The organism is Campylobacter sp. CH186 (genome assembly GCF_004378925.1).
Lineage (GTDB): Bacteria > Campylobacterota > Campylobacteria > Campylobacterales > Campylobacteraceae > Campylobacter_D > Campylobacter_D jejuni.
Genome location: NZ_RYYB01000016.1, coordinates 1 through 1,548, shown reverse-complemented (window position 1 = coordinate 1,548; position 1,548 = coordinate 1). Strand labels below are relative to the sequence as shown.

Annotated in this window: 2 protein-coding genes; both read left to right on the top strand. The window is 35.5% G+C overall.

Annotation, left to right across the window (positions count from 1 at the left end):
* The coding region (locus ELQ09_RS08150) for a flagellin (protein WP_279586232.1) at positions 1-386 on the top strand (386 nt) is incomplete at its 5' end.
* Positions 387-537: 151 nt separating this feature from the next.
* Positions 538-1,548, top strand: a 1,011-nt coding sequence (locus tag ELQ09_RS08145; protein ID WP_279586231.1) for a flagellin hook IN motif-containing protein, incomplete at its 3' end; no start/stop codon positions are given.

Here is a 1,548-nt window from a genome sequence, read left to right as displayed (position 1 = left end):
CCGGTTTTTCTAGTGGTTCTGGACAATCTCAATTTGCCACTTTAAAAATTTCAGCAGATAATAAAGCAGGAGCTACTAATGAAACTTCAGGTGTAACCACACTTAAAGGTGCTATGGCTGTGATGGATATCGCTGAAACTGCGATTAACAATCTTGATCAAATCAGAGCAGACATTGGTTCAGTTCAAAATCAAATCACATCAACTATAAACAATATCACTGTAACTCAAGTGAATGTTAAATCAGCTGAATCTCAAATCAGAGATGTAGACTTTGCAAGTGAGAGTGCAAACTACTCTAAAGCTAACATCTTAGCTCAAAGTGGATCTTATGCTATGGCTCAAGCAAATTCTAGTCAGCAAAATGTTTTAAGACTGCTTCAATAGCCTAAATATTTTTAAAGTACTGCGATATATACAAATCCAAGCCTAGTTTAAATACTAGGCTTTTTTAAACTCTCAAGATTTTTAATTAAACTAAAACTTGGAACACTTCTTGCTTTAATCTTTTCGATGCAATATTTTGAAAGGATTTAAAATGGGTTTTAGGATAAACACCAACATCGGTGCATTAAATGCACATGCAAATTCAGTTGTTAATGCTAACGAGCTTGATAAGTCTTTAAGTAGGCTTAGTTCCGGTCTTAGGATTAACTCCGCAGCAGATGATGCTTCAGGGATGGCGATAGCAGATTCTTTGCGTTCACAAGCAGCAACTTTAGGTCAAGCTATAAATAATGGCAATGATGCTATAGGTATCTTACAAACTGCAGATAAGGCTATGGATGAGCAACTTAAGATCTTAGATACTATTAAGACTAAGGCTACTCAAGCAGCTCAAGATGGTCAAAGTTTAAAAACAAGAACCATGCTTCAAGCCGATATAAACCGCTTAATGGAAGAACTTGACAATATCGCAAATACAACTTCGTTTAATGGTAAGCAACTTTTAAGTGGAAATTTTACCAACCAAGAATTTCAAATCGGATCTCAATCAAATCAAACTATAAAAGCTAGCATTGGACCAACCCAGTCTTCAAAAATCGGTGTAACAAGATTTGAAACAGGTTCTCAAAGTGTAAGCGAAGGTGTTGTATCACTTGTACTTAAAAATTATAATGGTGTTGAAGACTTTAAATTTCAAAGTATAGTGATTTCAACCTCTGTTGGAACAGGACTTGGGGCTTTAGCTGAAGAGATCAATAGAAGTTCTGACAAAACAGGAGTTCGTGCAACTTATGATGTAAGAACTATAGGAGCTTATGAAATTAAAGCGAGTAAAACTTCTCAAGATTTTGCGATCAATGGAGTAACCATAGGGCAGATTAATTATAAAGATGGGGATGAAAATGGACAATTAGTCTCTGCTATCAATGCGGTTAAAGATACTACAGGGGTTGAAGCTTCTAGGGATGAAAATGGCAAATTAGTCCTTACTTCAAGAGATGGAAGGGGTATAAAAATCACAGGTGATATCGGTGCTGGTGCTGGTATTTTACAAAAAGAAAATTATGGAAGATTATCTTTGGTTAAAAATGATGGTAGAGAT